Here is a 23,986-nt window from a genome sequence, read left to right as displayed (position 1 = left end):
TGCTGCGTAAGGCATAAGCGAATAAACCGGCAGTAAGAATAAATATCTTTTTGTTGTTTTATTGATAGATAACCAGGGGCGAGTGATCGCTCGCAGAAAGGCAGAGCCATTGCGGCATCTGCCTTTTTTATACCCTTCATCTTTCAAGCCGCAGGTGTGTTGGCTGCACTCATGCACCCGAATCACTTACTGATGTAAGTTCATCGGGATTTATTCGCTTGCCGCCTTCCTGCAACTTGAAATCTATTGGGTATAGGTGTGTTGCATCTTTCAAGCCGCAGCTGTGTTGGCTCTCTTTACTCTTTCGCGCGTGGTGGTCTGCTGGGGAAGCGGCGGCGAACCAGAACAAAGAACAGCGGCACAAAGAATATCGCCAATACCGTGGCCGAAATCATCCCGCCCATTACCCCCGTCCCGACCGCATGTTGGCTGCCAGAGCCTGCCCCTTGGCTGATCGTCATGGGCAACACGCCGAAGATAAACGCCAGTGAGGTCATCAAAATGGGCCGCAGCCGCTGGCGTGACGCCTCCAGTGTGGCCTCCACCAGATCTTTGCCTTTGCTGTTCAATTCACTGGCAAATTCAACAATCAAAATGGCATTTTTGGCTGATAACCCGATGATGGTCAGCAAGCCAACTTGGAAATAGACGTCATTCTCCAACCCGCGCATCCAGGTGGCGGCCACTGCGCCAATCACCCCAAGCGGCACCACCAGCATCACGGAGAAGGGGATTGACCAACTCTCATACAGTGCTGCCAGACAGAGGAACACCACTAGCAGCGAAATAGCATAGAGGGCAGGGGCTTGCGAACCCGATAGCCGCTCCTGATAGGACATGCCGGTCCACTCCAGACCAAAACCATTGGGTAGCTGTTTAACCAGATCCTCCATCACATTCATGGCTGTCCCGGTACTGACCCCCGGCGCGGCCTCGCCGACAATCTCCAGTGCCGAATAGCCGTTGTAGCGCTCCAGCCGTGGTGAACCATACTCCCAGCGTGTCGTCGAAAACGCGGAGAAGGGCACCATGCCGCCGCTCTTATTGCGCACATACCATTTATTGACGTCTTCCGGCAGCATACGGGCCGTGGCCTCCGACTGCACATAGACCTTCTTCACCCGCCCGCGATCAACAAAATCGTTAACGTAAGTCGACCCCCACGCGGTTTTCAGCGTGTTGTTAATATCATCCAGCGAGACCCCCAGTGCTTGCGCTTTACGCTGATCAATATCTATCTGTAGCTGCGGGCTATCGTCCAAACCGTTGTGCCGCACCCGAGTCAGGGCGGGATCTTTCGATGCCATCTGCAACAACTGGTCACGGGCTGCCATCAATTTATCGTGGCCTAAACCGCCGTGATCTTGTAATTCCATATCAAAACCTGAGGAGCCACCCAACCCTGAAATGGCCGGTGGGCTACTGACGGACACTCTAGCCTCGTTGATCTTATTAAAGGCTTTGGTCGCGCGCTCAATAATGGCAAAGGAGGAGTCATTGCTGCTTTTACGCTGCTCCCAATCAGAGAGCCGGATGAATAATCGTGCCACGTTCTGGCCGTTACCGCCGGGGCCGGAACCCACAGTGGAGAATACCGATAGCACGGTATCTTTCTCCGTCGTCAGGAAGTAATCCTCCACTTTCTCAACCACTTTCAGTGTCTGTTGCTGGGTGGAACCTACCGGAAGCTGGACTTGCGCCATAAAGACGCCGCGATCTTCCAATGGTAAAAACGAAGTGGGTAATTTGACGAACAGCAGCGCCAGCCCGCCCAGCAGCAGTAAATAGAGCAGCATATAACGCAGACTGTGGTGCAACACTCGCGCCACGCCGCGCTCGTAACGATGGGCGCTGCGATCAAACATGCGGTTAAACCAGCCGAAGAAACCGCGTTTGGCGTGATGATGCCCCGGCTTGATGGGCTTGAGCATGGTGGCGCAAAGGGCTGGCGTCAGAATCAATGCGACCAGTACCGAGAGCACCATGGCGGAGACGATAGTAATGGAGAACTGGCGGTAGATAGCCCCTGTGGTGCCGCCGAAGAAGGCCATCGGAATAAATACCGCTGACAACACCAGCGCAATCCCCACCAGTGCGCCCTGAATTTGCCCCATGGATTTGCGCGTCGCCTCCCGTGGGTCTAGCCCCTCCTCGCTCATCACCCGCTCGACGTTCTCCACCACCACAATGGCATCATCCACCAGTAATCCGATGGCGAGCACAATGGCAAACATGGTTAAGGTGTTAATACTGAAGCCAAATACCGAGAGGATCGCGAAGGTCCCCAGCAGCACCACGGGCACAGCGATGGTCGGAATCAACGTAGCGCGGAAATTTTGTAAAAACAGATACATCACCAAGAAAACCAGCAAAATGGCTTCCAACAGCGTTTTAACCACATCCTTGATTGAAGCTTTGACGAAGGGGGTGGTTTCATAGGCGATTTTGGCTTCAAGGCCGTGGGGGAAGAAGGGGGCCAGTTCGGCCAGCCGGGCTTTGACCAGTGCATCGGTTTGCAGCTCATTGGCCCCTGAGGCCAGTTTGACACTCATACCTGACGCAGCTTGCCCGTTAAAACGGCTCAGATAGTCATATTTCTCGGCACCCAACTCAATTTTTGCTACATCGCCCAAGGTGACCAGTGAGCCATCCTGATTGACGCGCAGCGTAATTTCCCTGAATTGTTCGGGGGTTTGTAATTGAGATTGTGCATTAATAGTGGCATTCAATGCCTGATTATCAACCGAGGGTGTTCCGCCCAGTTGCCCGACGGCGATCTGGCTATTTTGCGACTGAATCGCGGTGACCACATCTTGTGTTGTGAGCTGATAATTATTGAGTTTATTGGGGTCGAGCCAGATGCGCATGGCATATTGCGAACCGAAAGCATCAATACTGCCCACCCCTTCAATTCGACTCAGGGGGTCTTGCAGATTACTGGCGACATAGTCGGCAATATCTTGCTTATCCATGCTGCCATCGGTGGAGACAAACGCCACCATCATCAGGGTATTATCACCTGATTTTGAGACTGAAACCCCTTGCTGCTGCACATCTTGTGGCAGTTTTTTGATGGCAGATTGCAACTGGTTTTGCACTTGTTGCATGGCTTCGTTAGGGTCGGTGCCAGCTTGGAAAGTTAAGGTTATCGATGCACTGCCGGAGTTGCTGCTTTGTGATGACATATAGAGCAGATTATCCAGCCCGGTCATGCTCTGTTCGATGACCTGCGTGACGGTGTTTTCCAGTGTTTGTGCCGAGGCACCCGGATAGGAGGCACTAATGCGCACATTAGGCGGTGCCAGATTGGGGTATTGCTCAATAGGCAATGTTGAGATTGCCAATGCCCCAGTAAGACACATAATTATCGCCAATACCCAAGCAAATATTGGGCGGTCGATGAAAAAGTTTGCCATGCAGTGCCAGCCTCTATAGGAAAAAAATTATTTGCAGCAAAATCCACACTGCACTCTACTCGACACTGCACTCTACGCGGGAAAGCTGAAGGAAACGTGAAGAAAATATGGAGAACCTGTAAAAAAACTTCGATAAAGCCGAGTTAATTCACCCTGATACAGAAAAGAGTGATAAACAGGTGTTTTTTCGGCTATCAAGTAGACTGAATAGCAGTGACTCAACATAGGAATGTGTATGGAACTCAATCCCGTATTTGCCCGTCGCCTCTATCTGTGCTGGCTTATCAGCCGTGGCGACGCCTTAAACGTGCCGCGCCTGATGGAATTGACGGGCTGGCCACGGCGAACATTGCAGGATGTCTTAAAAGCGCTGCCCGGTTTGGGCATCACACTGATATTTGTACAACATGGAGTGCGCAATAACGCAGGCTATTACCAGTTGGAGAGCTGGGGGCCACTGAATAAAAAATGGATTTACGATCACCATGATTCTATTTTAGCGGCCATTGAATAGCCTCGCGGCGAGAAGCAGGGTGGCGGCAATTAACACACAGGGCGGTGGCTAGTATTTTTTATTTTCCAAAAACATGATGGTTGCCGCCACACGTGAACGCACATTCAGCTTGCGCAATAAATTGCGGATATGCACTTTCACCGTCTCTTCGGAAATGTGTAGCTCGAAAGCCACCTGCTTATTGGACATCCCGCGTGCCACTTCTTGTAACACATCTAATTCGCGCTCGGTTAATTCACCGAAAGGATTAACCTGTTCGTGGCGAGACGATAAATAGAGCGCGACTTCATCACTGAATACTTTTTCACCCAGTGCCGCCTGACGGATATTTTCCAGCAATATTTCTGGTTCGCTGTCTTTGAGCAGATAACCGTCCGCGCCAGCATCAATCATGGCATACACATCGTTGCGGGCATCAGAGACGGTGAGGATAATAATCCGCGCATCAATGCCTTCATTTCGTAACGCTTTTAGCGTATCCAGCCCTGACATGCCTTTCATATTCAGGTCGAGCAGAATGACATCTGGCTGATATCTGGCGGCTTCAATAATGGCGTCGCTGCCACAATTGGCCTCAGTAACAACATCAAAATTGCTATCTAACTCAAGTAGTTGGCGAATACCTCGGCGCATTAGCGGGTGGTCATCGACAATCATAATGGTGTGACTTTTGGTCATAATAAGTAATGTCCCTGTAACCGAAAAAACGGTTATACCCGTCATCTTTCAAGTTGCAGGTGATCAGCTTATCGTGGGCGCTTGCTGCCTACCTGCAATTCCAATGACTTTAGGTATAAATATCTGCTGTTAAATGTGAATTATTGTTTGGTCACTAATTAGGCTAACCATGTTATCAAGCACAGCGAGCTGACCTATGATTTTAGTGTACCGCAGTCTTAGCCTATTTCCCGTGGTAATTCTCCTACGTAGTATAAGAGGGTTCCGATGGGATCTCTATTTTTACCCACAAGGGAAGGGGGACTGCTTTAAAGCATCAGTCTTAAAATACCGATCAAATTCATTCAGCAGTTGCACTTTATCTGAAGAAATAATTACCAAAGTATCAGCTTGATTTGATAGCTATTCTCATTAAACAAATCGTTATATAAAAAAGGTGATAACGCAAATAGATTTAACAGAGACAAATCAGGCAAATAACCACTAAATTAATTGATCCTGCTCAATATCCACCACTGATTAACCCTAAAGAGTAATTATTTTATTACTCATTATTCTGTATTTAGTAGCTAAACACTGGGGAATCTCTTTCATCAAGATAAATAAGAATAATTATCATCATCCCGATATAAACCCTCGGGCGTTAAATGAACACTCTCTACCGCACACACGGACGCGCCAGCAGGTATTAAGGATATCAGCATGACTGATTTATCGCGGCGTAGATTACTGACTGGTTATTGGCGGGCAGATAAACAGCCACTTTCTGTTATTCGCCCACCTTGGTCGGTGATGGAGGCTGATTTTATCGCGGGTTGTACCCGATGCCATGCCTGTGTTTCCGCCTGTGAAACTGGCGTGTTGATAGCAGGTAGTGGTGGATTCCCCGAAATAGATTTCCAGCGTGCCGAATGCAGCTTTTGTCAGGCTTGCGTGCAGGCGTGTGAAGCCCCTGTTTTTACCTCGACAGAACTGGCTGCTTGGTCACTTAAAATCACGATCTCAGACCGCTGTTTGCCTTTTCACCATATTGAGTGCCGTAGCTGTCAGGATAGCTGTGAAACACGGGCGATTAAATTCCGCCCACGGCTGAATGGCATTGCTCAACCCGAATTAGATTTACCTGCCTGTACTGGTTGCGGTGCTTGCGTACCCGGTTGCCCGGTTCAGGCTGTAACCCTCACCCGGAGTGATGATGGACGATAAAGAGTGGCATGTCTGCGGATTGGTATTGCAAGCCAAACCGGCGCGATTTGCGCAGTTGACCGACAGCTTGCTGGCGATCCCGGGCACAGAAATACCGACCAGTGATGCCGCTCAAGGCAAGCTGGTGGTGGTTATGCAGGCGGCGCGCTCAGACGTGCTCCTGAATTATATTGAGTCAGCACGTAATCTGGATGGTGTGCTGGCTGTATCGCTGGTTTATCACCAGCAGGATCAGCAAGGTGAGGAAATGCCATGAAACTCAGTCGCCGGGATTTTATGAAGGCCAATGCGGCGGTCGCTGCTGCTGCCGCTGCCGGATTGACCATACCCACAGTCGCTAAGGCCGTCGTGGGTGAGACATCAAACGCCATTAAGTGGGATAAAGCCCCTTGCCGATTCTGTGGCACGGGCTGTGGTGTATTAGTCGGGACGCAGAATGGCCGAATCGTGGCATCGCAAGGTGACCCTGATTCGCCAGTCAACCGGGGGTTGAACTGCGTGAAAGGCTATTTCCTGCCCAAAATCATGTATGGCAAAGACCGCCTGACCCAGCCGCTGCTGCGGATGAAAGATGGGCAGTATGATAAAGAGGGCGATTTCACCCCCATCAGTTGGGAAAAAGCCTTTGATATCATGGAACTGAAATTCAAAAATGCACTAAAAGAGAAAGGCCCGACGGCAGTTGGCATGTTCGGCTCCGGCCAATGGACTGTCTGGGAGGGCTATGCCGCCTCGAAATTACTGAAAGCGGGCTTCCGCTCCAACAACCTTGACCCCAATGCCCGTCACTGTATGGCCTCCTCCGTGGTGGGCTTTATGCGCACCTTCGGTATGGATGAGCCAATGGGTTGCTACGATGATATTGAAGAAGCAGATGCATTCGTGCTCTGGGGCTCCAATATGGCCGAGATGCACCCGGTTTTATGGTCGCGCATGACCAGCCGCCGCCTGACTAATGAAAATGTCAGAATTGCTGTTCTCTCTACCTATGAGCACCGCAGCTTTGAATTGGCTGATAACCCGATGGTCTTCACCCCGCAGACCGATCTGGCAATCATGAATTACATCGCCAATTACATCATCCAAAACAATGCCGTTGATCAGGGCTTCCTTGACCGCCATGTGAATTTCCGTCGTGGTGCCACTGATATTGGCTATGGTTTACGACCCACGCATCCACTGGAAAAAGCCGCTAAGAATCCGGGCAGCGATGCCTCCGAGCCGATGAGTTTTGATGATTTCAAATCCTTTGTCGCCGAATATACCGTCGAAAAAGCGGCTAAAATGAGCGGCGTGCCGGAAGACCAATTGGAGTCGCTGGCGCAACTCTATGCTGATCCGAAAGTGAAACTGGTCTCCTACTGGACCATGGGCTTCAACCAGCACACCCGGGGTGTCTGGGCCAATAACATGTGCTACAACCTGCATCTGTTAACGGGCAAGATCTCCAAACCGGGGTCTGGTCCCTTCTCCCTGACCGGCCAGCCATCGGCTTGCGGCACCGCGCGCGAAGTGGGGACTTTCTCCCACCGCTTGCCTGCGGATATGGTCGTCACCAACGAAAAACATCGCCAGATTGCCGAAACCAAATGGCAACTGCCTGCGGGGACTATCCCCGAAAAAGTGGGGCTGCACGCGGTAGCGCAAGACCGGGCGCTAAAAGATGGCACCCTCAATGCTTACTGGGTGATGTGCAACAACAACATGCAGGCTGGCCCAAATATCAACGAAGACCGTATGCCGGGCTGGCGTGATCCGCGTAACTTTATTGTCGTCTCTGACCCCTATCCCACCATCAGTGCGCTGGCGGCGGACCTTATCTTGCCAACGGCGATGTGGGTGGAAAAAGAGGGCGCTTACGGCAATGCAGAGCGCCGCACGCAGTTCTGGCGTCAGCAAGTTCCGGCACCGGGCGAAGCTAAATCCGATTTGTGGCAGATGGTTGAGTTCGCCAAGCGCTTCAAAGTCGAAGAGGTGTGGCCTGCCGAATTGGTCAACAAGAAGCCGGAATATCGCGGTAAAACGTTGTATGACGTGCTGTTTGCCAATGATGTGGTGAACAAATACCCGCTAAGCGAAATTCCTGCCGATCAACTGAATGACGAAGCGCGTGATTTCGGTTTCTACATCCAAAAAGGGCTGTTTGAAGAGTATGCCGATTTTGGTCGCGGTCACGGCCACGACTTAGCGCCATTCGACCGCTACCACCAAGAGCGCGGCCTGCGCTGGCCGGTGGTGAATGGTAAAGAGACCCTTTGGCGTTACCGCGAAGGCTTCGACCCCTTCGTGCCGAAAGGCGAAGAGGTGCGCTTCTATGGCAAACCGGACGGCAAAGCGGTGATCTTCGCCCTGCCTTATGAACCGGCCGCCGAAAGCCCGGATGAAGAGTATGACCTGTGGCTCTCCACCGGCCGAGTGCTGGAACATTGGCACACCGGATCCATGACTCGCCGAGTACCTGAATTGCACCGCGCCTTCCCAGAGGCCGTGCTCTTCATTCACCCACTGGATGCCAAAAAGCGTGGTTTACACCGTGGCGACAAAGTGAAAGTGATTTCGCGCCGTGGTGAAGTGATTTCGCTGGTCGAAACCCGTGGCCGTAACCGCCCACCAGAAGGGCTGGTCTATATGCCATTCTTCGATGCCGCCCAACTGGTGAACAATCTGACACTGGATGCCACCGATCCGCTCTCCAAAGAGACAGATTTTAAAAAATGCGCGGTGAAATTGGCGCGGGTAGTGGCGTGATACGGCGGCTCGCCCTGCGGGGCGGGCTTTGCCACTCACTTATCAAAAATATCCAGGGATGCTCAGGAAAAGACAGTGTCTTTCAGGAGGAAATAATGAATAGCACGATGTTTAAATCACTAAACCGCCGATTTTTGTCCATCATATCGCTGTTGGCGGTATTGGTGGTCGCGGGCGCGGTCAATGCGGCCAGCAATGTCGAGATGGATCTAAGCCAGTCACCAGAGGTTTCAGGGACGGCGGAAGGCAAGGTGAAAATGCCGAAACAACAACAGCGAATGGCGCTGAACTATGTTAACCAGCCGCCGCTGATCCCCCATAGTGTGGATGGCTATCAAATCAGCAAAAATACCAACCGCTGCCTGCAATGCCACGGCGTGGAGCACTATCGCACCACTGGCGCACCGCGCGTCAGCCCGACCCACTTTATTGACCGCGATGGCAAAGTGTCGAGTGAAGTCTCTCCACGTCGCTATTTCTGCCTGCAATGCCATGTACCCCAAACCGATGCCGCACCGATTGTCGGTAACAGCTTCCAACCCGCCCCTGGCTTTGGTCAATAACCCAGGTGCTACTGTGAGATGAGTAATGAGAGAGGCCAGTGATGAGTGAAACGAAAAAGCCGGGTGTGATCCGACGGATATGGCAGTGGTGGCGTCGGCCAAGCCGACTGGCGCTAGGGACTCTACTGCTGATTGGCTTTGTCAGTGGCATCATTTTCTGGGGCGGTTTTAATACCGGCATGGAGATGGCGAATACCGAGAAATTCTGTATTAGCTGCCATGAGATGAAAGACAACGTGTATCAGGAGTACATGGGAACTATCCACTACAGCAACCGCAGTGGTGTGAAGGCGACCTGTCCTGATTGCCACGTGCCCCATGAGTGGGGGCCAAAAATGGTGCGCAAGATCAAGGCCAGTAAAGAGCTGTATGCCAAAACCATTGGCTTGATTAATACGCCGCAGAAGTTTGAGGCTCATCGTCTGGCGATGGCCGAAAATGAGTGGGCGCGAATGAAAGCCAATGGCTCGCAAGAGTGCCGTAACTGCCATAATTTCGACAATATGGATTTCACCGCGCAAAAAACTGTGGCGGCGAAGATGCACAGTAAAGCCATTACGGAAGGTAAAACTTGTATCGACTGCCATAAAGGCATTGCCCATAAATTGCCGGATATGAAGGATGTGCCAACCGGTTTTTAATGGCAAAATTCTCAATACAGCCTATTTTATATGCCCCGCTATCGGGGCATATTTTATGGCAGGTGTTTATTGCACGAGCGCCTATTGCAAATGAATCGGGAGTGGCGTTAGCTAAGCAGGGAAAACGTTAGGGTGTTGTTGCGAGCAGAGAAGGCGCTATGTCAGTCAAAATTGAAAATATTCAGAGTGAAGTATTATCCAAAAATTGGTTTAAATTACACAAATATACCTTTGATTTAAAAGCGGATGATGGCACCACCGTGCAACAAATTCGCGAAGTCTATGACCGGGGGAATGGCGCGACTATTCTGCTGTATAACCCAGAAAAAGGCACCGTGGTACTCATCAATCAATTCCGTATGCCCACTTACGTTAATGGTAATCCGACGGGCATGTTGCTAGAAACCTGCGCCGGATTATTGGATAACGACTCGCCGGAAGAGTGTATTCGCCGTGAAGCGATGGAAGAGACTGGCTATCAGATTGATAAAGTCCAAAAATTATTCGAAGCCTATATGTCACCGGGTGGCGTGACTGAAATTGTCTATTTCTTTGCAGCACAATACCATTCGGATCAGAAAGTCACAGACGATGTCGGCGTCGAAGATGAAGTCATTGATGTGGTTGAACTGCCCTTCACCGAGGCGCTGGCGATGATGGCGGATGGGCGGATTAAAGATGGCAAGACGATGATGCTGTTGCAGTATGCCCAAATTCATGGTTTCTTTAATTCCCCTTCGTCCTTGACGCCGCAGCGTTGTTAGCGGCGCTCACTTACCCGAATCACTGACTTGAGTCAGCTCATCGGGATGCGTTCACTTGCTGCCTAGCTGCAACGCCAATGACTTTGGGGAATTAAGCATCAGGTGCCCTTGACGTCGCAGCGTGGTTAGCGGCGCTCACTTATCCGAATGACTTACGTGCCGTTAGCCTTGCTTATAAATAAGCTCATCGGGATGCGTTCACTTGCTGCCTAGCTGCAACGCCAATGACTTTGGGGAGTAAGCAGCAGTGTCCATGACGCCGCAGCGTTGTTAGCGGCGCTCACTTACCCGAATCACGAATTACTGACTTGCTAGTTAATATTATTCCTATCTGTTACCGCGATATTTCACTGCCGCGACTTGAGCGGCACTGAATATCCCGCTCATTGTTGATAATCCCTTCTGATTGATAAGTAAATTCCGCGATTGATACAAAAATGTTATGCAGAGTATGCCCTAGTTCATAGATTGTGATGATTCACTCACTATACTGGTTCTGCTCTTGGTCATACCACCTCAAAGCATAAAAGCAAAGGGAACCTACAATGGACGAACAATTGAAACAGAGTGCGCTTGATTTTCACCAATTCCCCACTCCAGGGAAAATTCAGGTGTCGCCCACTAAACCGCTCGCGTCCCAACGGGATTTGGCGCTGGCTTACTCTCCCGGTGTTGCGGCCCCCTGTTTGGAAATTGCCGCTGATCCTTCGGCCGCCTACAAATATACGGCGCGCGGTAACTTGGTCGCGGTTATTTCCAATGGCACTGCGGTGCTGGGGCTGGGGAATATCGGCGCATTAGCCGGTAAGCCGGTAATGGAAGGTAAGGGCGTTCTGTTTAAAAAATTCTCAGGTATTGATGTCTTTGACATTGAAGTGGATGAACTCGATCCAGATAAACTGATTGATATTATCGCGTCACTGGAACCCACCTTTGGCGGTATTAATCTGGAAGATATTAAAGCGCCGGAGTGCTTTTATATTGAGAAAAAATTACGCGAGCGCATGAAGATCCCGGTATTCCATGATGATCAGCATGGCACCGCCATTATCTGTACTGCCGCCGTACTCAATGGCTTGCGGGTGGTGAAGAAAGATATCAGTGATGTGAAATTGGTGGTGTCTGGGGCCGGTGCGGCCTCCATCGCCTGCTTAAACTTGCTGGTGGCGTTGGGATTAAAGCATCACAACATCACTGTTTGTGATTCCAAAGGTGTTATCTATAAGGGCCGTGAGGCCAATATGGCTGAAACCAAAGCGGCCTACGCCATTGAGGATAACGGCCAGCGCACCTTGGGTGATGCTATGCCGGGCGCTGACATCTTCCTCGGCTGTTCCGGCCCTGGCGTGTTGAGCCAAGAGATGGTAAAAACCATGGCTCCTAGCCCGCTGATTTTGGCGCTGGCAAACCCGGAACCTGAAATCTTGCCACCACTGGCGAAAGCGGTGCGCCCGGATGCGATTATCTGCACTGGCCGCTCGGATTATCCGAATCAGGTCAATAACGTACTCTGCTTCCCGTTTATCTTCCGTGGCGCGCTGGATGTCGGGGCGACCACCATCAACGAAGAGATGAAACTGGCTTGCGTACATGCCATTGCTGACTTGGCGCTGGCTGAGCAGAGTGATGTGGTGGCGTCAGCCTACGGCGAGCAAGACCTCTCTTTCGGCCCTGAATACATTATCCCGAAACCTTTTGACCCGCGTCTGATTGTCAAAATTGCGCCTGCTGTGGCGAAAGCGGCGATGGACTCCGGTGTCGCCACTCGTCCCATCACTGATTTCAATGCTTACATCGAGAAACTGACGGAATTTGTCTACAAAACCAACCTGTTTATGAAGCCTATTTTCTCGCAAGCGAAGAAAGAGATGAAACGGGTGGTGTTGGCGGAAGGGGAGGAGGAGCGGGTGCTGCACGCCACTCAGGAGCTGATTTCACAAGGCTTGGCCTACCCGATTCTGATTGGTCGCCCCAGTGTGATTGAGACTCGGCTGAAGAAATTGGGTCTGCAAATTGCCATCGGCAAAGATTTCGAAGTGGTCAACAATGAGTCTGACCCGCGCTTTAATGAGTACTGGCACGAATATTATCAAATCATGAAACGCCGTGGGGTGTCGCAGGAGCAGGCCCGCCGCGCCGTGATTGGTAACCCGACCCTGATTGGGGCCATCATGGTGCACCGAGGTGAAGCGGACGCGATGATTTGCGGCACCATCGGCACCTACCATGAACATTATGATGTGGTGGAGAAGGTGTTTGGTTTCCGCGAAGGCGCACATGTAGCGGGGGCGATGAATGCGCTGCTGCTGCCGACCGGCAACACCTTTATTGCCGATACTTACGTCAATGATGATCCGACGCCAGAGCAGTTGGCGGAGATCACGTTGATGGCGGCTGAAACCGTGCGCCGTTTCGGTATTGAGCCGAAAGTCGCTCTGTTATCCCATTCAAGCTTTGGCTCTTCCGATTGTCCGGCGGCGCGCAAAATGCGGCGCACATTGGAGCTGGTCAATCAGATGGCCCCTGAGTTGGAGATTGATGGTGAGATGCACGGTGATGCCGCGCTGGTGGAGAGTATCCGCCATAACTTAATGCCAGACAGCCCACTGAAAGGGGCGGCTAACATATTGATTATGCCCAATATGGAGGCGGCGCGTATCAGCTATAACCTGCTGCGTGTGACCTCGTCGGAGGGGGTGACGGTCGGGCCGGTATTGATGGGCGTAGCAAAACCGGTGCACATTCTGACGCAGATTGCGTCGGTGCGGCGTATCGTGAATATGGTGGCTTTAGCGGTGGTCGAAGCACAAACCGAACCTTTGTGATAAGTGCGGTGAGTCAAGGGTTGACCGCACCTACGGGCGCTCCGGCGGCTTACGCCGCTTTCGACCCGAACGGCACGTTTCCCCTTGATTCAGCTTCGTCACTATCTTGAAACCAGACGGCTGACAAACGCCAATGACTTTGAGTATTCCCCAGCAAACTCAACCCGCCTCGCGCGGGTTTTGACTTATTGGGCTTTACTGGCTTGCTGTAGCCACTTATCCAGCTCATTGGCAAACTGCTGGCGGTCGCGTTGATTTAAGGTGTTGGGGCCGCCAGTCTGAATGCCGCTGGCGCGCATAGTATCCATAAAATCACGGATATTCAGCCGCTCACGAATGGTATCTGGGGTATAGCGCTCACCGCGCGGATTCAGCGCGATACCCCCTTTTTCAATGACTTCGGCTGCCAGTGGGATATCGGCGGTGATCACCAGATCATTTTTCTCCACCCGCTGTACGATTTCGTTATCGGCGACATCAAAACCGGATGCCACTTGTAAGGTGCGAATAAACTTTGATGGTGGTGTTTTAAGTGGCTGATTCGCCACCAGTGTGACCATCATGCTGGTCCGTTCGGCGGCGCGAAACAGCACCTCTTTAATCACATTCGGACAGGCGTCCGCATCAACCCAAATTTGCATCAGTGGTGCTCTCCTGCGTTTAGCCAATCTTTGACGGGCAGAAAATCGCGGTACAACGCTGCTTCAGGGCTGTCTGCCGCGGGTTGATAGTTATATTCCCAACGCACCAGCGGCGGCAGGGACATCAAAATAGACTCTGTGCGCCCGCCAGTTTGTAAGCCGAACAGGGTGCCACGATCCCAGACCAGATTAAATTCGACGTAGCGGCCACGGCGATAGAGCTGGAACTGGCGCTCGCGTTCGCCCCAACTCAATGTTTTGCGCCGCGCGACAATCGGCAAATAGGCGTCAAGGAAGCCGTCGCCGACCGCTTGAGTGAAGCTGAAACAGGTATCAAAATCGGGGCTGTTTAGATCGTCGAAGAACAGGCCGCCAATCCCCCGTGCTTCGTGACGATGCTTGATATAAAAATAGTCATCGCACCATTTTTTATAGCGTGGATAGATCTGCTCACCAAAGGGTTGGCACAGTTGATAGGCAGTCTTATGCCAGTGCACAGCATCCTCTTCAAAACCATAAAATGGTGTTAAATCAAAGCCGCCGCCAAACCACCAGACCGGATCTTCGCCGGGTTTTTCGGCGATAAAGAAGCGCACATTGGCGTGGCTGGTCGGCAAATAGGGGCTGAGCGGGTGAATCACCAGTGATACGCCAAGCGCCTGAAAACTGCGGTCTGCTAATTCGGGGCGGTGTGCCGTGGCGGAGGCGGGCAGTGTCGCACCTGAAACATGGGAGAAGTTAACCCCTGCCTGCTCAAATACCGCGCCATTAATCAATACCCGACTGCGACCGCCGCCACCCTCTTCGCGAGTCCAGTTCTCTTCGGCGAAAGTCGCGCTGCCATCGGCGGCGGCCAGAGCGACACAGATCTTATCCTGCAAATCCAGCAGATAGGTTTTGATTTGGGTGATATCGGGTAAATTCATCAGCAGGGTTCTAGTTCTCGGGAAATTTTCAGGGGCCAAGTATACCCCGATTTTTTGCCATTGTTGTACTCTCGGTGTGGATGGGGGCTGATTAAGCAGGGAGCTAAACGAGATTTATCTGGTTCTGCACAAATATCTTTACGGACTATCACTATGGGAAATATCACTTTATTATTGCGTGATATAATATGACGTAATAATCAGCATATCTATTTGACTCAAGGGTGCGAATATCCATGGAAATCCGCGTATTTCAGCAAAACGATTTTGAAGAAGTCATTCTACTGTGGGAGCATTGCGACTTACTGCGGCCTTGGAACGATCCGGAGATGGATATCGAGCGTAAGCTGAATCATGATCCTGAACTGTTTTTAGTGGCAGAGGTCAGTGGCGCGATTGTTGGTTCGATCATGGGCGGTTATGACGGCCACCGTGGCTCGGCCTATTATCTGGGGGTTCACCCCGATTTCCGTGGCCGTGGCTTTGCCAATGCGCTGATCAGCCGTCTGGAAAAGAAATTAATTGCCCGTGGCTGCCCGAAGCTGAATATCATGGTGCGCGAAGACAATGACGCAGTGATCGGCATGTATGAAAAGCTCGATTATGAAACCCAAGATAGCATCATGCTGGGCAAGCGGCTGATTGTTGATCAAGAGTATTAAGGGTGAAGGATCATTTACACGGGATATTTATAATATCGCCTCTATTAAGGTGGCCAAATTCACTATGCTACTTAAATACCTCCTCCAGTAGGAGGAGGTATTTATCTCAGAGAGGGTACAAAATTAATTGACTTGGACAATAGGGGGGAAGAAACCTGAATAATCATGAAAAGGTAAATCTTGTATTCCTAGTCGTTGGCCTAGATCTTTGAACTCTGCCATATATTCAATCATGGTGTTGGTATTGTACCGCTCGATATTAAGTTTTTCTAATTCCTGCTCTGTATAGTCAAAAGTACCATTTTTAAGTATTTTAACATCAGTAATGTCGGCAAGTTTAGAACTATCATCTCCATACGTAGTTCTTGTCTTATTTAATGCTTTAGAGAAGAATAATTCTTCTACAGCATGTGTTTTACCGTCAAGAATTATTTCTTCAATAACATTACTATGATTGGTCGCTAGCTTAGCAAACTGAGGAGCGAATTCATTGAATAATGTTTTTAACTCTAAAAATAGCAATGAATTAATCCCATCACCCCGAGAGTTAGTAATTTCAATTAATGCGCCAAATGCGTTTTTAAGATTGTTAATATATTGTGGGAGTAGTCCTTCTGGGCTTATTTCATGATAAGAAATATAGAATAAATCATTTATTTCCCTCTGAATAAAATCGGGATCTATGTTGTCGCCAAAATATTTCTCGATCGCATCTTTTATAGAAGTTTGATTGCTATCATATGCAGACTGGAAAGTATTATAGGCCTCCATTATATTTTCTCCACGTTCGGCGCCGCCGGTATCATCAAACGTTACTACATTCTTAGTTTGTTTATCGCGGATATAGTGACGGCCATCTTTAATTGAATATTCTAAATTTTCCAATTTGGTGTTTTTAAATGTCAGGGTATCAGCACCTCCAGAATCACTAATAACATAACTGCTCTCCCCTAAGTCGATATTGAAATTGTTATTTCCTGATTTCCCTTTTAATATTCTTGTTTCAACCGTCGAATTTTCTGTTGTGTGGTTGTTATCTATCATTTTCTCTCCTAGTTTATTCATTATAATTTATCATTACAGACAATTTGTCTTGGCGTGCCTGATAAACGGTACTGTAATCATTTTTTAGTTCAGTTGAAATAAACAAACAATAAACATGTTTTCGCAGTAAATTAATTAAATATATTTGTTTCTTATATTATTTTATGGAGTGGTATTTGATTTTTGGAGGTGAAAATGTGCGAGGGAATATAAATCTCGGGTGCTGAATTGATGCAGATACAGTACCCGAGATTTAAAATAGTTTATTGAATTTTAGTGATATTTTTCACATCAACTTCCACTGAGTTCCAGTCTTTATCCACTTTCCCTTCGATTTGTACCTTATCTTGTGGAGTGATGGTTTGGCCTTTCCAGCGCTTACTATCAATATCAACAGTGATGGTGCCGGTGCTGTCGCGGAATGTATAGGTATCGTGGCCTAGCCGCTCGACAATATTCCCTTGCAGGGTCACACGGGCGTCATCCCGCATACTTTTGACTTTATCCACAGTGGTATTCGTGGCGCTAGGGCCGCTAAATCCACCCTGCGTTGCTGGTTGAGTCTGGGTTGTTGCTGGGCCATCAAAGCCACCTTTCGCGGCTTCGGTCGCGCTGTGGGCTAACAGTGGCGCACCGCATAACATCATGAGTGTTGCCGCTAAAGTTAATTTCTTCATTATATTGCTCCTTCAATGCATGAATAATTACGTCTAAAACGGGAGACGAGAAAAGCCTCTCGGGTACTCAAGCGTAGACCAAATTTAAGTTAAGGCATGTTGAAGTCTTAATACCCGATGATGAAATAGGGGCTGATGCGGATTTTATCAACCCCTGTTAGTGGCTTTCATCTGAGGGGCGCAGTAAATTAGATGCGCCGCTGACCAGTGATAGCGAACAATTGATATCGAACAATGCCGGCGCGGAGATGGCACTTTTTCAGCGCTGAGGACTCCAACCACTGGTTACCATTTTTCAACTGCTGCTAAGTCTGTTTCTGTGCCGCATATGTTGCAGAGAAGCCTAATGGATGCAGTGGTTTTTTTAAGGAGCGTTAAATGAATATTCGCCCACGGTTGTCTGGGGTGCGGTTGTTGTTATTGGGTGCCCCTTTGTTGCTGGCTGGCTGTTCAAGTATGTCCGGTTTTTCCTGGTCAAGTCTCTCTCCGCTCAATTGGTTCAGCGGGAGCAGCAGTATGCAGGTGACTGATCAAGGTGTCGGCGGAATCACTGCCAGTACGCCGCTGGCCGAAAATGAGATTAAAGAGGGGCTGAAAGGGGATTATCGCTTGCGCAGCGGTATGGCGACCAATGATGGCCAATTAGTCTCTTTCTATCAGGCGATGAAAGAGGACCAAATTAAGCTGGTGATATCCGGTCAGCCCAAAGGTACGGTAGAACGTATCGACGTCATGGATAAAAATATTCCTAGTCAATGGGGTGTCAAGATTGGTACGCCATTTGGTGATTTATACAAAAAAGCTTTTGGTGTTTGCCGCCAAGGCACGGGTGATGATGCTACTCAAATAGAGTGCGCTGCGCCGGACAGTAAGCATGTGAGCTATTTATTTGAAGGTGACTGGCATGGCCCAGAAGGCTTAATGCCATCCGACGACTCATTACAGAGCTGGAAGGTGAGTAAGATTATTTGGCGCGCCAAGCCATCAATGAGTTAATTATATTCCTACCTTTAGGCGCGGTTTTATTTTGCGCTGACGCAAGGTTATTTTGAATGCTTCAGTTACTATATTTGCCATAACCCACATTCACCATAACCCTATCGGCTTTAAGTAAGGAAAAAAGATGACTCAAGTACAGAGTGGCATTTTGCTGGAGCATTGCCGTTTTGCCATATTTATGGAAGCGAAAGTGCAGGGTGAATTCGATGCCATTCGTCAGGGCTGCAAAAAATTCTGTCATTCATTGCAAGAGTTGCAGCAACAATTTCCTCATGAACATCTGGGGGCGGTTATCGCTTTCGGTTCTGACATTTGGCATGACTTATCCAATGGGCAGGGCGCGAAAGAGTTAAAGCCGTTTGTCCCTCTGGGTAAAGCGCCGATGGTTGCTCCGGCGACTCAACGTGATCTATTGATTCATATTCAATCACTGCGTCAGGATATTAACTTTACCTTAGCGCAAGCGGCTATTGCGGCTTTCGGTGATGCTATTGCGGTGGAAGAAGAGACACACGGTTTCCGCTGGGTTGAAGAGCGCGATTTTACCGGCTTTATTGATGGTACTGAAAACCCGCAGGGTGATAGCCGCCCAGAAGTGGCAGTGATTGCGGATGGCGAAGAGGATGCAGGCGGCAGTTATGTCTTGGTTCAGCGTTATGAGCATGACCTGAAAAAATGGCAACGCATTCCTGAGCACAAACAAGAGCAAATTGTTGGGCGCACCAAGCGTGACAGCCAAGAGTTGTCTTCGGATCAGCGCCCAGACACTTCTCATGTTAGCCGGGTCGATCTGAAAGAGGATGGCAAGGGACTGAAGATTTTGCGCCAAAGCCTGCCTTACGGCAAAGCCAGCGGCAAGCACGGCCTCTATTTCATTGCTTATTGCGCGCGCTTACACAATATCGAGCAGCAACTATTAAGCATGTTTGGCTCAATAGACGGCAAGCATGATCTGTTACTGGGCTTCAGCAAACCGGTTACCGGCAGCTACTATTTTGCGCCGTCACTGACTAAATTGCTCTCCCTGTAATTAGTGGGTTGATCCAGTCAGTTATGGATCTCTCCATACAATAAAGGCCGGATATCCGGCCTTTCGTTTTGTGCTCTAGCGACTGCTACCGTGTTAATTAAGCAGAATAGATTGCGTCACGCATTCTGTTCACCACCGTTTGCTTCTGCTCTTGGGTCAATGTGCGTAGTGGCAGACGGGGATTACCAGCATCAATCCCGTGTAACTGCATGGCGGCTTTGCCTGCGGCAACCCCTCCAAACTCCACCAGCACACGAATCAGCGCGATAACCTGATCCATGCCACGTTGTACCGCGACTTGATTGCCCGCATTGAAGTCAGCAATGATTTTGTGGAACAGTGGCGCGGCATAGTTATAGGTGCTGCCGACAGCGCCGATAGCGCCAACCGCCAAACCGCCCGGCAGATGTTCATCTACGCCAAAAGGAATATCAAATTTACCGCCACTCACTCGCAGGCAGCGCTGGAACTCATACAAATCCGCATTATTGAATTTAATCCCTGACAGGTTCGGGATCTTGGATTCGGCTTTGATCAGGAACTGCTCCATATCCAAATTCACACCGGACATGCCAGAGTGATAGTAATAGAAGCCTTTCGATGGCGCTGCGGCCGCGATGGCCTGACAATAGGCGATCAGGTCATCGAGATTGCCCGGCTTAAAGAAGCAGGGGCCGATGGCGGAGGTGGCGAAGATATCCAGTGTTTCCGCATGACGAGAGAGATCGACGGCATCTTTGATGCTGAGTGCGCCCGTGTGCAAGGTGATGCTCAGTTTGCCTTGTGCCGCCTTGACCCAGCGCTCAGCAATGTTCTTGCGCTCTTCTACCGAGCAATGAATGCCCTCGCCAGTGGTGCCGCAAACGTACACTCCTGTCACGCCATCATTGACCAGATGCTCGGCAATTTGGTCAATAACCGAGTAGTTGACCTCACCCTGCTCATCAAAGGGGGTGTGCGGAGCTGCGATCAGGCCGGTTAACTTTTTCATACGCATCCTTATAAATCAGAGAGAGTAGGCCGCCCAGACGGGCGCAATAGTCATTAGTGCTATCAATCTTTTACTTAATTAGTATTCAGTCAGTTTTGCGGCTTCGTGTTGCTTGATTGCTTCGCAGAACCAACCACAGATATGTTCGATACGGGTAATGGCTGAGCCGACAGTCACGGCATAAGCCCCCGCTGAAATCGCTGCTGCCGCCATGGCTGGTGAATTATAGCGACCTTCCGCAATCACCCGGCAGCCCGCCTGAGTCAACAGTTTCACCAGCGCCAGATCCGGCTCGGTAGGGACGGGATCTTGGGTGTAGCCGGAGAGGGTGGTGCCGATAAAATCGATACCTAATCGATGCGCCTGCAAGCCATCGTCAAGGTTGGACGCATCCGCCATCGCCAGACGGCCCGTGGCCCGCACTCGCTGATACAACTCTTCAACCGAAACCGGACGAGCGCGGCAGGTAACATCAAATGCGATGATGTCGGCTCCTGCGGCACTTAGGGCATCGACATCTTCCAGCCACGGGGTGATTCTGACCTCGGAGTCCGGCAGGTCGCGCTTAATAATGCCGATAATCGGCGCATCTGTAACCCGACGCACCGCTAAAATATTGTCGATACCTTCAATCCGCAGGCCAACTGCGCCTCCAGCGAGTGCCGCACAAGCCATTGCCGCCACAATTTCTGGCGTATCCATGGTGCTGCCAGGAACAGGCTGGCAAGATGCGATCAAGCCATTTTGGAGCTTGTGGCGAAGATCACTGGTGTTACTCATGGTCGGGTCACTCGCTGTCAGGTTGCTCACGGTTTTTAGCTCCGATCTTAATTTTTAAATGAAGTTTTACTCCATCATGTTAGATCTTTTATTTGCAGGGTGCAATGGTGAGAAAGGTAAATAAATGTCTCATTTCGGAGTGTAACTCCAATTTAAAAATAATAATGGAGTTATGGCAAAAAAATTGCCATAGTCATGCTATTAGCATCATAAGGTCATTTAGCATCATAAGGTCATTCAGCATCATAAATTCATTCAACGTCATACATTCATTACAGGTGCGAGAGGGCGACGCCAGATGGGAAAAGTGTTAGCACTGGATATCGGTGGGACAAAAATTGCGGCGGCAGTTGTTACCGAGAGCGGCATGTTGATTGGTCGCCAGCAGGTGGCAACACCCCGGGGTGGGGCGGAGCAACTGGCTATCGCACTGGACACCTTGATTGCACCTTATCGACATCTGGTTGATTTTATTGCGGTTGCCTCGACGGGGATTATCAGTGGTGGTCGCCTGACCGCGCTGAATCCCGCCAATCTGGGGGGGCTGGCGGATTTTCCGTTGCAAGAGTGTATCCAGTCGATCGCTGATTTGCCCTGTGTGCTGCTTAATGATGGACAGGCCGCAGCTTGGGCGGAGTATCAGGCATTACATGATGATAGCGACAGTCTGATTTCTGCCGATAACATGATGTTTGTGACCGTCTCCACCGGCGTGGGTGGCGGCATTATCTTGAATAAAAAGTTGCTGGTCGGAAATCGCGGGCTGGCAGGCCATATTGGTCACACGTTAGCCGATCCTCATGGCTTACAGTGTGGTTGTGGTCGCCGAGGATGTGTCGAAAGTGTGGCCTCCGGCACTGCCATTGGTACTGAAACCTTGGGCTGGAAACAGCCAGTCGCTGCCGCCAAAGTGTTTGAAATGGCGCAACAGGGCAATGTTCAGGCGGAAAATATCATTAATCGCTCCGCTACGGCGATAGCGCAGATGTTGGCAGACATGAAAATGGCGCTGGATCTGGAGATCGTAATTCTGGGTGGCAGTGTTGGGCTGGCGGTGGGGTATCTGGAGCGGGTGATGGGGGCGCAAAAAGCGCTGCCAGAAATTTATCGCGTCCCCGTGCAGGCGGCACATCATCGGCAGGACAGTGGTTTACTCGGGGCGGCACTCTGGGCCAAGAATATCCTCCGTCCTTGAAGCCGCTGCTGGCTGCGACCCAATGAGTTTGGGGAGCAATTTTATGATTAAAATGAGAGGCATAACATGATCAGCGGATCATTAACACAGACCGCATTTTTCTGTGGATTACCGGAGCGGCTTCAATGGGTTTTAGCTTATTTGGCCGAGTTGCCACTGGCGGATCTAAGCTGCGGGCGTCATGAGATCGACGGCGAGTTACTCTTCATGAATGTGATGGAGTTTGACACCCAACCAGCCGAGAGCAAAAAAGCCGAAATGCATCGCTCCTATGCTGACATCCAACTGCTGATCAGTGGCATTGAAGGCATTGAGTATTCAACGCTGACGCCCACTGAGCATCTGGAGCCTTATCACGCGGATGACGACTACCAACTCATCGCCGATATTCCAGATAAAAGCCAATTACGGATGCTGCCGGGGATGTTTGCGCTGTTTTTACCGGGTGAACCCCATAAGCCAGGCTGCCAAATTGCTGGCTCCGGCACGATCAAGAAAGTGGTGGTGAAGGTTCATCACAGCTTGCTGCGTAGCTAATTATCTTGATGATTTTTATATAATAATAAGGCACACTATCTTTGACATCTTCCCCGGCCCTCCGGGGTTTTTTTATGGATTTTTTATGGAATGCATCCCGCATAACATCGCCATTCTTCTTCACCAAATGGGCCAATTATGTCATGATGCCGCCCAGATATGTCTCCTGTTTATCAATTCTCTTTCCCTTGAGGTGTCCGCGTGAAGACTGGTGCTCCCCGTTTTAAGCCGGGTAAAATTCTTGATGCCTTGGGTGCAATGCAAAATAGCCTGACACGCTCAGCCCAGCGAATTGCGGCCTATATTCTGGCGGAACCCGCTAAAGTAACTCACCTCTCCATTGCCGATCTCTCCTCGCAGACGCAGGCCGGCGAAGCCACCATCATCCGCTTCTGCCGGACGCTGGGTTATAAAGGATTTCAGGATTTTAAAATGGACTTGGCCATTGAAGTGGCGACTCGCCATCACAGTGAAAACAGTCTATTGGATGCGGATGTGCAAGAGGGCGATGATGCGCTGGCGATTGGCACTAAGTTACAGTCGGCAATTAATAATGTGTTATCTGAAACCCTAAACCTGCTCTCTATCGAGAGTGTCGAGCAGGTGGTTAAGTTACTGCGCCCGGCCGATCGAATCTGCATTTTTGGTGTTGGCTCTTCCGGCATCACGGCAGAAGATGCCAAAGGCAAATTAATGCGAATTGGGCTGCGGGTGGATGCGGCGACCAATAACCATTTTATGTATATGCAAGCCTCGCTGATGCGCCCCGGTGATGTGGCGATTGGCATCAGTCACTCAGGGACGTCGGCTGAAACCGTGCAAGCCCTGAAGCTGGCTAAGCAGGCTGGGGCCACCACTGTGGCATTGACTCACAATATGGGCTCTACCATTACTGAGCTGGCGGATTATGTGCTGATTAACGGCAACCGTCAGGGGCAGCTACAGGGGGACTCCATCGGCACCAAAATTGCGCAGCTCTTTGTGCTGGACTTGATTTACGCCTTGCTGGTCAAAGCGGATCCGGCGCAGGCGGAGAGCATTAAGCGCAAAACTACCCAAGCGGTCAGCCAAAATGGATGATCGGTAATGCATTTCCTGCTGTAATATCAAGCCTCTGCTGCGGAGATATTCCACTAGCGGAGGTCAACA

The 23,986-nt window shown here is 50.3% G+C and carries 22 protein-coding genes; 14 read left to right on the top strand and 8 right to left on the bottom strand.

Features of this window, described 5'->3' with window-relative positions; translation table 11 throughout:
• Positions 1-296: 296 nt before the first annotated feature.
• On the bottom strand, positions 297-3,416 hold the full coding sequence (gene acrD / locus HRD69_RS19365; protein WP_004878027.1) for a multidrug efflux RND transporter permease AcrD: 3,120 nt from the start codon (positions 3,414-3,416) through the stop codon (positions 297-299).
• 235 nt (positions 3,417-3,651) lie between these two features.
• Between acrD and HRD69_RS19360 the strand changes: the two genes are divergently transcribed.
• Positions 3,652-3,930: a winged helix-turn-helix domain-containing protein gene (locus tag HRD69_RS19360; RefSeq protein WP_004878030.1), complete on the top strand. Its 279-nt coding sequence runs from the start codon at positions 3,652-3,654 to the stop codon at positions 3,928-3,930.
• 48 nt (positions 3,931-3,978) lie between these two features.
• Here HRD69_RS19360 and HRD69_RS19355 read toward each other — a convergent pair whose 3' ends face one another.
• Entirely contained in the window at positions 3,979-4,608 is a 630-nt protein-coding gene (locus tag HRD69_RS19355; RefSeq protein ID WP_004878032.1) for a response regulator, read from the bottom strand.
• A 702-nt stretch (positions 4,609-5,310) separates the two neighbouring features.
• On the opposite strand from HRD69_RS19355, the gene napF reads away from it, so the two are divergent.
• From napF to maeB, 7 genes are all read left to right on the top strand, one after another.
• Complete coding sequence (gene napF / locus HRD69_RS19350; RefSeq protein WP_004878033.1) at positions 5,311-5,814, top strand: ferredoxin-type protein NapF; 504 nt, start codon at positions 5,311-5,313, stop codon at positions 5,812-5,814.
• On the top strand, positions 5,804-6,070 hold the full coding sequence (gene napD / locus HRD69_RS19345; protein WP_032815592.1) for a chaperone NapD: 267 nt from the start codon (positions 5,804-5,806) through the stop codon (positions 6,068-6,070). The genes napF and napD overlap by 11 nt, the downstream gene beginning before the upstream one ends.
• Positions 6,067-8,562, top strand: coding sequence for a nitrate reductase catalytic subunit NapA (gene napA / locus HRD69_RS19340; protein ID WP_032815593.1), 2,496 nt, complete (start codon positions 6,067-6,069; stop codon positions 8,560-8,562). The genes napD and napA overlap by 4 nt, the downstream gene beginning before the upstream one ends.
• A 95-nt stretch (positions 8,563-8,657) precedes the next feature.
• Entirely contained in the window at positions 8,658-9,125 is a 468-nt protein-coding gene (napB, locus tag HRD69_RS19335) for a nitrate reductase cytochrome c-type subunit (RefSeq protein WP_032815595.1), read from the top strand.
• A 41-nt stretch (positions 9,126-9,166) separates the two neighbouring features.
• Positions 9,167-9,766 carry a cytochrome c-type protein NapC gene (napC, locus tag HRD69_RS19330; RefSeq protein ID WP_032815596.1) on the top strand — a complete coding sequence of 200 codons (600 nt, stop codon included), beginning with the start codon at positions 9,167-9,169 and terminating at the stop codon, positions 9,764-9,766.
• A gap of 158 nt (positions 9,767-9,924) precedes the next feature.
• Positions 9,925-10,530 (top strand): GDP-mannose pyrophosphatase NudK, encoded by a 606-nt coding sequence (nudK, locus tag HRD69_RS19325; protein ID WP_050538636.1) that lies wholly within the window; start codon positions 9,925-9,927, stop codon positions 10,528-10,530.
• Positions 10,531-11,075: 545 nt separating this feature from the next.
• Positions 11,076-13,355, top strand: a complete 2,280-nt coding sequence (gene maeB / locus HRD69_RS19320) for an NADP-dependent oxaloacetate-decarboxylating malate dehydrogenase (RefSeq protein ID WP_004877709.1) — start codon at positions 11,076-11,078, stop codon at positions 13,353-13,355.
• A gap of 185 nt (positions 13,356-13,540) precedes the next feature.
• Here the strand turns inward: maeB and HRD69_RS19315 are convergent, their stop codons facing one another.
• Positions 13,541-13,996 (bottom strand): YaiI/YqxD family protein, encoded by a 456-nt coding sequence (locus tag HRD69_RS19315; RefSeq protein WP_032815509.1) that lies wholly within the window; start codon positions 13,994-13,996, stop codon positions 13,541-13,543.
• Complete coding sequence (gene hemF / locus HRD69_RS19310) at positions 13,996-14,922, bottom strand: oxygen-dependent coproporphyrinogen oxidase (RefSeq protein ID WP_004877708.1); 927 nt, start codon at positions 14,920-14,922, stop codon at positions 13,996-13,998. The genes HRD69_RS19315 and hemF overlap by 1 nt, the downstream gene beginning before the upstream one ends.
• 236 nt (positions 14,923-15,158) lie before the next feature.
• Between hemF and HRD69_RS19305 the strand changes: the two genes are divergently transcribed.
• Positions 15,159-15,584 (top strand): GNAT family acetyltransferase, encoded by a 426-nt coding sequence (locus HRD69_RS19305; RefSeq protein ID WP_004877707.1) that lies wholly within the window; start codon positions 15,159-15,161, stop codon positions 15,582-15,584.
• Positions 15,585-15,707: 123 nt separating this feature from the next.
• On the opposite strand, the gene HRD69_RS19300 is transcribed toward HRD69_RS19305, so the two are convergent.
• Positions 15,708-16,649 carry a hypothetical protein gene (locus HRD69_RS19300; protein WP_004877706.1) on the bottom strand — a complete coding sequence of 314 codons (942 nt, stop codon included), beginning with the start codon at positions 16,647-16,649 and terminating at the stop codon, positions 15,708-15,710.
• Positions 16,650-16,891: 242 nt separating this feature from the next.
• A complete protein-coding gene (locus HRD69_RS19295; protein ID WP_004877705.1) occupies positions 16,892-17,305 on the bottom strand; it encodes a YgiW/YdeI family stress tolerance OB fold protein in 414 nt (137 codons plus the stop codon).
• Between the two features lie 378 nt (positions 17,306-17,683).
• Between HRD69_RS19295 and HRD69_RS19290 the strand changes: the two genes are divergently transcribed.
• Positions 17,684-18,301: an RpoE-regulated lipoprotein gene (locus HRD69_RS19290; protein ID WP_004877704.1), complete on the top strand. Its 618-nt coding sequence runs from the start codon at positions 17,684-17,686 to the stop codon at positions 18,299-18,301.
• Between the two features lie 127 nt (positions 18,302-18,428).
• Positions 18,429-19,334, top strand: a complete 906-nt coding sequence (locus HRD69_RS19285; protein WP_004877702.1) for a Dyp-type peroxidase — start codon at positions 18,429-18,431, stop codon at positions 19,332-19,334.
• Between the two features lie 97 nt (positions 19,335-19,431).
• Here the strand turns inward: HRD69_RS19285 and HRD69_RS19280 are convergent, their stop codons facing one another.
• Complete coding sequence (locus HRD69_RS19280; protein WP_032815508.1) at positions 19,432-20,325, bottom strand: dihydrodipicolinate synthase family protein; 894 nt, start codon at positions 20,323-20,325, stop codon at positions 19,432-19,434.
• A 78-nt stretch (positions 20,326-20,403) separates the two neighbouring features.
• Positions 20,404-21,105 carry an N-acetylmannosamine-6-phosphate 2-epimerase gene (locus tag HRD69_RS19275; protein WP_071984874.1) on the bottom strand — a complete coding sequence of 234 codons (702 nt, stop codon included), beginning with the start codon at positions 21,103-21,105 and terminating at the stop codon, positions 20,404-20,406.
• 298 nt (positions 21,106-21,403) lie between these two features.
• On the opposite strand from HRD69_RS19275, the gene HRD69_RS19270 reads away from it, so the two are divergent.
• From HRD69_RS19270 to HRD69_RS19260, 3 genes are all read left to right on the top strand, one after another.
• Positions 21,404-22,300 (top strand): N-acetylmannosamine kinase, encoded by an 897-nt coding sequence (locus HRD69_RS19270; RefSeq protein WP_004877695.1) that lies wholly within the window; start codon positions 21,404-21,406, stop codon positions 22,298-22,300.
• A gap of 66 nt (positions 22,301-22,366) precedes the next feature.
• Positions 22,367-22,837, top strand: coding sequence for an N-acetylneuraminate anomerase (gene nanQ, locus HRD69_RS19265; protein WP_004877692.1), 471 nt, complete (start codon positions 22,367-22,369; stop codon positions 22,835-22,837).
• A gap of 258 nt (positions 22,838-23,095) precedes the next feature.
• Complete coding sequence (locus HRD69_RS19260; protein ID WP_244455173.1) at positions 23,096-23,917, top strand: MurR/RpiR family transcriptional regulator; 822 nt, start codon at positions 23,096-23,098, stop codon at positions 23,915-23,917.
• Positions 23,918-23,986 lie beyond the last annotated feature (69 nt).

Origin of the sequence: Yersinia mollaretii ATCC 43969 (genome assembly GCF_013282725.1) — a bacterium.
GTDB classification, from domain to species: domain Bacteria; phylum Pseudomonadota; class Gammaproteobacteria; order Enterobacterales; family Enterobacteriaceae; genus Yersinia; species Yersinia mollaretii.
The sequence above is the reverse complement of the archived record's forward strand: the minus strand, read 5'-3'. Positions and strand labels throughout refer to the sequence as shown.

Coding starts and splice junctions, on each gene's coding strand:
- HRD69_RS19275 (WP_071984874.1), bottom strand. CDS start 21,105: ATGAGTAACACCAGTGATCTTCGCCACAAGCTCCAAAATGGCTTGATC.
- HRD69_RS19300 (WP_004877706.1), bottom strand. CDS start 16,649: ATGAATAAACTAGGAGAGAAAATGATAGATAACAACCACACAACAGAA.
- napB (WP_032815595.1), top strand. CDS start 8,658: ATGAATAGCACGATGTTTAAATCACTAAACCGCCGATTTTTGTCCATC.
- nudK (WP_050538636.1), top strand. CDS start 9,925: ATGTCAGTCAAAATTGAAAATATTCAGAGTGAAGTATTATCCAAAAAT.
- HRD69_RS19360 (WP_004878030.1), top strand. CDS start 3,652: ATGGAACTCAATCCCGTATTTGCCCGTCGCCTCTATCTGTGCTGGCTT.
- napF (WP_004878033.1), top strand. CDS start 5,311: ATGACTGATTTATCGCGGCGTAGATTACTGACTGGTTATTGGCGGGCA.
- napA (WP_032815593.1), top strand. CDS start 6,067: ATGAAACTCAGTCGCCGGGATTTTATGAAGGCCAATGCGGCGGTCGCT.
- HRD69_RS19260 (WP_244455173.1), top strand. CDS start 23,096: ATGCAAAATAGCCTGACACGCTCAGCCCAGCGAATTGCGGCCTATATT.
- HRD69_RS19290 (WP_004877704.1), top strand. CDS start 17,684: ATGAATATTCGCCCACGGTTGTCTGGGGTGCGGTTGTTGTTATTGGGT.
- hemF (WP_004877708.1), bottom strand. CDS start 14,922: ATGAATTTACCCGATATCACCCAAATCAAAACCTATCTGCTGGATTTG.
- HRD69_RS19315 (WP_032815509.1), bottom strand. CDS start 13,996: ATGCAAATTTGGGTTGATGCGGACGCCTGTCCGAATGTGATTAAAGAG.
- maeB (WP_004877709.1), top strand. CDS start 11,076: ATGGACGAACAATTGAAACAGAGTGCGCTTGATTTTCACCAATTCCCC.
- nanQ (WP_004877692.1), top strand. CDS start 22,367: ATGATCAGCGGATCATTAACACAGACCGCATTTTTCTGTGGATTACCG.
- napD (WP_032815592.1), top strand. CDS start 5,804: ATGGACGATAAAGAGTGGCATGTCTGCGGATTGGTATTGCAAGCCAAA.
- napC (WP_032815596.1), top strand. CDS start 9,167: ATGAGTGAAACGAAAAAGCCGGGTGTGATCCGACGGATATGGCAGTGG.
- HRD69_RS19355 (WP_004878032.1), bottom strand. CDS start 4,608: ATGACCAAAAGTCACACCATTATGATTGTCGATGACCACCCGCTAATG.
- HRD69_RS19285 (WP_004877702.1), top strand. CDS start 18,429: ATGACTCAAGTACAGAGTGGCATTTTGCTGGAGCATTGCCGTTTTGCC.
- HRD69_RS19280 (WP_032815508.1), bottom strand. CDS start 20,325: ATGAAAAAGTTAACCGGCCTGATCGCAGCTCCGCACACCCCCTTTGAT.
- HRD69_RS19295 (WP_004877705.1), bottom strand. CDS start 17,305: ATGAAGAAATTAACTTTAGCGGCAACACTCATGATGTTATGCGGTGCG.
- acrD (WP_004878027.1), bottom strand. CDS start 3,416: ATGGCAAACTTTTTCATCGACCGCCCAATATTTGCTTGGGTATTGGCG.
- HRD69_RS19305 (WP_004877707.1), top strand. CDS start 15,159: ATGGAAATCCGCGTATTTCAGCAAAACGATTTTGAAGAAGTCATTCTA.
- HRD69_RS19270 (WP_004877695.1), top strand. CDS start 21,404: ATGGGAAAAGTGTTAGCACTGGATATCGGTGGGACAAAAATTGCGGCG.